At 44.1% G+C, this 6155-nt stretch carries 7 protein-coding genes and 1 rRNA gene; 7 read left to right on the top strand and 1 reads right to left on the bottom strand.

The genetic code is table 11. The annotated features are described in order from the left end of the window. The 3 genes from rrf to F5971_RS05430 form a co-directional block, all read left to right on the top strand. Positions 1 to 77: ribosomal RNA gene (rrf, locus tag F5971_RS18790) — 5S ribosomal RNA — on the top strand; the annotation flags it as partial. Positions 78 to 247: 170 nt separating this feature from the next. After that, positions 248 to 502, top strand: a complete 255-nt coding sequence (locus F5971_RS05435) for an FAD assembly factor SdhE (RefSeq protein ID WP_036509250.1) — start codon at positions 248 to 250, stop codon at positions 500 to 502. Then, positions 480 to 902, top strand: a complete 423-nt coding sequence (locus F5971_RS05430) for a protein YgfX (RefSeq protein WP_157682256.1) — start codon at positions 480 to 482, stop codon at positions 900 to 902. Before F5971_RS05435 ends, F5971_RS05430 begins: the two co-directional genes overlap by 23 nt. Here the strand turns inward: F5971_RS05430 and nadB are convergent. Then, the gene (gene nadB, locus F5971_RS05425) at positions 895 to 2514 is read right to left on the bottom strand and encodes an L-aspartate oxidase (RefSeq protein WP_036509255.1); all 1620 of its coding nucleotides are present in this window, start codon (positions 2512 to 2514) and stop codon (positions 895 to 897) included. The genes F5971_RS05430 and nadB overlap by 8 nt on opposite strands. Positions 2515 to 2749: 235 nt before the next feature. Between nadB and rpoE the strand changes: the two genes are divergently transcribed. Genes rpoE through F5971_RS05405 form a run of 4 tightly spaced genes read left to right on the top strand, consistent with a single transcriptional unit; the run spans position 2750 to position 6059 of the window. Beyond that, complete coding sequence (gene rpoE / locus F5971_RS05420; RefSeq protein ID WP_081763762.1) at positions 2750 to 3340, top strand: RNA polymerase sigma factor RpoE; 591 nt, start codon at positions 2750 to 2752, stop codon at positions 3338 to 3340. A 36-nt stretch (positions 3341 to 3376) separates the two neighbouring features. Then, the gene (locus F5971_RS05415) at positions 3377 to 4195 is read left to right on the top strand and encodes a MucB/RseB C-terminal domain-containing protein (RefSeq protein ID WP_193494347.1); all 819 of its coding nucleotides are present in this window, start codon (positions 3377 to 3379) and stop codon (positions 4193 to 4195) included. A gap of 5 nt (positions 4196 to 4200) precedes the next feature. After that, entirely contained in the window at positions 4201 to 4638 is a 438-nt protein-coding gene (locus tag F5971_RS05410; RefSeq protein WP_036509259.1) for a SoxR reducing system RseC family protein, read from the top strand. Positions 4639 to 4661: 23 nt separating this feature from the next. Next, on the top strand, positions 4662 to 6059 hold the full coding sequence (locus F5971_RS05405) for a DegQ family serine endoprotease (RefSeq protein WP_193494346.1): 1398 nt from the start codon (positions 4662 to 4664) through the stop codon (positions 6057 to 6059). Positions 6060 to 6155 lie beyond the last annotated feature (96 nt).

Genomic DNA, 6155 nt, shown 5'->3' with positions numbered 1-6155 from the left:
CCGAACTCAGAAGTGAAACGCGTCATCGCCGATGGTAGTGTGGGGTTTCCCCATGTGAGAGTAGGTCATCGCCAGGCATTTATTTAGAGAAGCCCCTGATTCCATGAGTCAGGGGCTTTTTGCTTTTGTGTGTCATAACGTTAGATTCTCTGAATCTAAGCGTCTTTTTCGTCTTGTTAAGACTCATCCTATTTACTTTTCTTATATAATTATTAAAACTGTCTTACATTTTTAATAGGTGTGTGCAATGTATACAGAAGAAGATATTAGACGATTAACTTGGCAGTGCCGAAGAGGCATGTTAGAGCTAGATGTTTTGTTAGGTCCTTTTGTTGAGACAACTTTTCGCAGTCTGAATGAAGCAGATCAGAGGTGTTTCGTGCGTTTGTTAGATTGTGAGGATCAGGATTTATTTACTTGGTTGATGCAACGTGGCGAGTCAGAGGATGCTGATATACAACGTATGGTAAGGATGATTCTTGAACGGGTTCAACCATCTTGAAGTGACAGTCGGCCAGTCAACGCTGGTCGTCAGTGTTCTTCTTGCAATTCTGACAGTCGCGTTATTGTCTATATCACTAACGCCACTATTTAGTGGTGTCGTTTACTATATGATGCTTTTTGGCTGTTGTTATTACGCAGGTATAACCTATAAATCCTATATTAACACCCATATAGGTTCGAAGCTGACGTGGAATCCAGATGCTGACGAATTGCACCTTACAGATTTAAAGGGTAAAGTTCGCCGTTTTACTAAAATTCAGCGAATCTCACATCACCAAGTTTGGATATATTTAGTGCTGGATAACGAAGAGGGACAGGTCAATCTATTGTTGCCGATAGATTCCATGCCCTCTTCGGATTTTCGTCGTTTAAGTGTGATGTGTCGTTACATTAAATAGACCTTGTTGCACTGGGCCAAGGATAGTTTTTAGGTGCTAAAATTGTATCCGCTATATCTTTAGCGGCCTCAGGATAGTCTTTCGTGTAGTGTAAACCCCGACTCTCTTTACGTTGCATAGCACTCAAAATGATAAGTTCAGCAACAGTTGCTAGGTTTCTTAACTCTATTAAGTCACGACTAATTTTGTAGTTTGAATAGTATTCCGAAATTTCCTTTTGTAACATCTCAATTCTATGATGTGCACGTGCTAGACGTTTGGTTGTTCTTACTATACCAACGTAATCCCACATGAAACGACGCATCTCATCCCAGTTGTGTGAAATGATGACGTCTTCATCCGAGTCGGTAACTTGTGACTCATCCCACTCTGGAAGGTCAATATTTGTTTCATCTGAATAGACTGCAAGTTGCTCTCGTATATGCTCTGCAGCAGAGCGTGCATAGACAACACACTCTAATAATGAATTTGAAGCAAGTCGATTAGCCCCATGTAAACCCGTAAAGGCGGTCTCGCCGATTGCATAGAGACCTGGTATGTCAGTACAGCCATTTATGTCTGTCACGACTCCACCGCAGGTATAATGCGCTGCCGGTACAACAGGGATAGGATCTTTAGTAATATCAATTCCATACTCATTGCAACGCTCATAGATTGTAGGGAAATGCTCTTTAATAAAGTCTGCAGGTTTGTGCGAAATATCAAGGTAAACGCAGTCGCACCCTAAGCGTTTCATTTCATGGTCAATAGCGCGAGCGACGATATCGCGTGGAGCTAACTCCATCCGGGGGTCAAAATTTTGCATGAAGCGATCGCCATTAGGCAGTAAAAGAAGGCCGCCTTCTCCGCGTACAGCCTCAGTAATTAGAAAGGATTTTGCGTTTGGATGGTATAAGCAGGTCGGGTGGAACTGATTGAATTCCATATTTGCAACTCTACACCCAGCTCGCCAAGCCATGGCGATACCATCACCTGTTGTTCCATCGTGGTTGCTTGTGTATAGATATGCTTTTGATGCACCGCCTGTGGCAAGAATGACTTTCTTGGCTTTAAATGCGATGATTTCACCTGTCGTGTGGTTCAGGACGTAGGCGCCGATGCAGTGATTGTTCGGTAAGCCAAGCTTTCGTCGTGTAATAAGATCGATTGCAATATGATGTTCAAAGATTTCGATCGATTCTTTTTCCAGAGCCTTCTCAATCAGCGTTTCAGCAACGGCTCGTCCTGTTGCATCTGACGCATGAATGATACGACGATGAGAGTGCCCACCTTCTTTAGTTAGATGATAGCTTTCTCCTTCCTTTGTAAAAGGAACGCCTTGGTCAATCAGCCATTGAATGGCCTCGGGGCCATTGTTAATGGTGTGTTCAACCGCAGATGGAATGCTTAGATGAGCCCCTGCCACTAATGTATCAGCAACATGATTGGCCAGTTTATCATCTTCATCTAAGACAGCGGCAATTCCACCTTGTGCTAGCCATGTAGAACCTGTTTGGACGGAGCTTTTGCTGAGTACGGCGACATGCGCGTGACCTTCTAAGTTGAGTGCAAGGGTCAATCCTGCAGCTCCACTGCCAATTACCAGTACATCGTATTCTTTCGTTTTGGTCATCGTTATGTCTCTTTGGACTGCTTATCATCCAGCATAATACGGATTTTGACTTTAGTATGGTATTTTATGCCATTAAATAATATTTAGATCGGAACTTCACTCAAAATAAAAGATCATACTTACAGAATCGTTTTTTGACTGCTCGGGGTTGAAAAGCAGGTAATAGTAATTACATACTCACTCTGAAACCCTCCAATTAGAGAGGGTAACTAACCAGCTTACATAAGGAATCCGAGTGTCAGAAGATAATCAGATACAAGCTGATCAACTCTTAGTTGAGCGTGTACAGGCTGGCGACAAGCGAGCCTTTGATCTGTTGGTTAAAAAGTATCAGCACAAGATCATTGGGCTTATTTCCCGTTATATATACGATCAACACGAAGCGTTAGATGTTGCACAAGAGTCTTTTATAAAAGCGTACCGTGCACTGCCGAAGTTCAGAGGTGATAGCGCGTTTTACACTTGGTTGTACCGTATCGCAATTAACACAGCCAAGAACCATTTGGTATCTCGTGGACGTCGCCCACCGGATACCGATGTAGATGTTATGGATGCACAGTATTTTGATGGTGATACAGAGTTACGTGATATCGAGTCACCTGAAAATAGTCTCTATCGTGATGAGTTACAAGATGTTATCAATCGAGTGCTTGATAAACTACCAGAGGACTTGCGTGCTGCCCTCACGCTACGTGAGCTAGAAGGAATGAGCTATGAAGAAATAGCTCAAGTGATGGATTGTCCCGTTGGTACGGTTAGATCAAGAATTTTTCGGGCACGAGAGGCAATCGATAACGAAATAGCCCCTTTGTTAAAAGATGATTGATGTTGGGCTTTATTATATTTAGTTTGAGGTACGCAGATGAACGAGCAGGCTGAGCCCCTATCCGCTCTAGTTGATGGTGAAGTCAGTGAACTAGAGTTGAGGCGAATTCTAAAACAGATTGAAGGAAATTCTCCCGAGGTCGATAAGTGGCGTCGTTATCACTTGATTTCGTCACTCATGAAGAATGAGTCACACTCTGTCTATACAACTGATCTGAGTTCCGCGGTGATGTCTGCAATTAATGAGTCAGACGTTAAACAGCAACGCGATGAATCGGTAGACATAATCAATGGGCACCAAAGTAATTTTTGGAAGTCACTAGCCAGTATGGCCGTCGCTGCATCCGTTACAGCTGTTATTATTCTTGGCGCTGGGTGGCAATCTCCGTCTAATGATGCAGTTGTCACTCTACCAAGCATAGCCGCTAATCCAAGCACAGCATCATCTTATGCTCAGCAAGCAAGGTTTGGTGGGATATCGTCGACTCAGTTAGACCACTCATCTGAAATTATCCGGTCAAAAGATACTTTGCAACGTTATGTTGATCAGCATCAATTTTACATTTCGGATCAGCGATATCCGCAATGGTCTATTGGCTGGCTACCAGATGGGTTCCGAAACATACGTCATGAGTCTGTTCAGCACGGCGAGGTCATGGTTTTTTCAAATGGTCGGCAAGCCTTCTCTGTGACAATTGAAGACAGAGGTCGGCAGGCTCTTCAGGAAGGTGTGTCGAATGTGGGTGATTATATCGCGGTAGGTAAAATTCAAGGCGATAAATTTGTAACAGTTGTCGGGAATATGCCAATTATGATAGCCGAGAGAATTGCCTCTTCTGTTGACGTTAGCAGGTAGTCCCAGTGGTCGAAGAAACGGCAAAAGTCATTAGAGTCTTAGATAAAGCTCTTGTTGTTGAAACCAAACGACTTAGTGCCTGTCAAACTTGTTCGTCGCGTGATGGATGTGGACAAAAAAAATTGACGTCTTTATGGGGGAATCGGGTATCCGAGTTGCTCATTGACAACCCAAGTGGGTTAGAGGCTCAACCGGGTCAACAGGTTGTGATTGGCCTGAATGAGCAGGCAATTTTAAAGGCTTCTCTACTATTGTACTTACTGCCCTTGTCTTTGATGATAGTAACGGCAATGTTGTCTTACTCCCAAGGAGTGTCTGAGGGATGGATGATTATTATGTCGTTTGCTGGACTCATGATTGGCTTCGTCATCGCACGCTGGGTTTCATCTGTATTTTTCGAATTGGCTGACTATCAGCCAGTATTATTAAGACTTTCACTATAAACTTTGAAAAAAAGGTCTCAATGATGAAAAAAGTACCGCTAAGTATTGTGCTTTTGCTCTTTTCACTTGCGCTCGCACTCTCCGTTCAGGCGCAGACTTTTCCTGATTTTAAAACATTAGTTAGAGAGGCTTCCCCGGCCGTTGTGAATATTAGCACTGTGCAGAAGGCCGCTCCTGTTTCTCAAGACCCCTTCAGTCAATTTAGAGGGCCTGGAAGTGAAGATATACCTGAAATTTTCAGGCATTTTTTTAGAGGTTTTCCAGACACTCAACCGCGCAGAGGCAATCCTACACCTAGATCTTTAGGCTCAGGGTTTATTATTTCGGATGATGGCTATATTTTAACGAATCACCACGTTATCAAAGATGCCGAGCAAGTTATTGTTCGATTAAGTGATCGTCGTGAGCTGGAAGCTGAGGTGGTGGGTTCAGATCCAAGATCCGATGTTGCCCTTTTAAAAGTGGCTGGTGAAAACCTCCCGTATGTAAAAATTGGTGCTTCAAATGAATTAGAGCCAGGTGAGTGGGTTTTGGCCATAGGCTCTCCTTTTGGATTCGATCATAGTGTGACAGCGGGTATTGTCAGTGCAACAGAGCGCTCTCTAGCCAATGATACCTATGTACCTTTTATTCAAACAGATGTGGCGATTAATCCCGGAAATTCTGGCGGACCTTTGTTTAATTTGGCGGGAGAGGTCGTTGGGATCAACTCTCAGATTTATACTCGCTCGGGCGGCTTTATGGGACTCTCATTTGCGATTCCAATTGATGTGGCGATGGAAGTATCGGAGCAAATTAAAGGGCAAGGTTTTGTTACGCGCGGTTGGTTAGGTGTTGTTATCCAAGAAGTGAGTCGTGATCTTGCTGAGTCCTTTGGCTTGCCAAAACCATCAGGCGCATTGGTTGTAAAAGTGATGGCGGATAGCCCTGCTCAAGCAGCGGGTTTACAAGAGGGAGATGTTATTGTTCGGTTCGAAGGTCATGACATTAATTTGTCGTCAGATTTGCCCCATCATGTTGGTCGCGTTCGTCCGGGGCAATCGGCTGTAATTGATTTAATCAGAGGTGGGCAAGCCTTGACATTGAATGCCACCATCGGTGTGTTGCCCGATGAAGATAACCTTGCTCAGATACCGGATGTTCAGCAAGGTGAGAGTCTTGGTTTAGTTGTTCAACCCTTGGATGCTGATTTGCGTACTCGATGGAACGTGACCTCGGGGGTAGTGATAAGCCAAGTCAATGATGGGCCCGGTGCTTCGGCGGGATTAATGGTTGGTGATATCATTACCATGTTAAATGGCCAACGCATTGAAACCATCGAACAGTTTAACCAAGTTGTTGCGGGTCTGCCTAAAGGTCGGTCAGTGCCGCTGCGCATCGTTCGACGCGGAAACCCCATGTTTATACCTCTCAAGCTTTGATGTTCTTATCATGATGAAAAGGCTTGGCTAGTGTCCAAGCCTTTCCACTTTCAATCAGATAGCCCAAAAGCCCCGAATGCGGTAGACTACTGCGCT

Source organism: Nitrincola alkalisediminis (genome assembly GCF_009821115.1).
Lineage (GTDB): Bacteria > Pseudomonadota > Gammaproteobacteria > Pseudomonadales > Balneatricaceae > Nitrincola > Nitrincola alkalisediminis.
The sequence above is the reverse complement of the archived record's forward strand: the minus strand, read 5'-3'. Positions and strand labels throughout refer to the sequence as shown.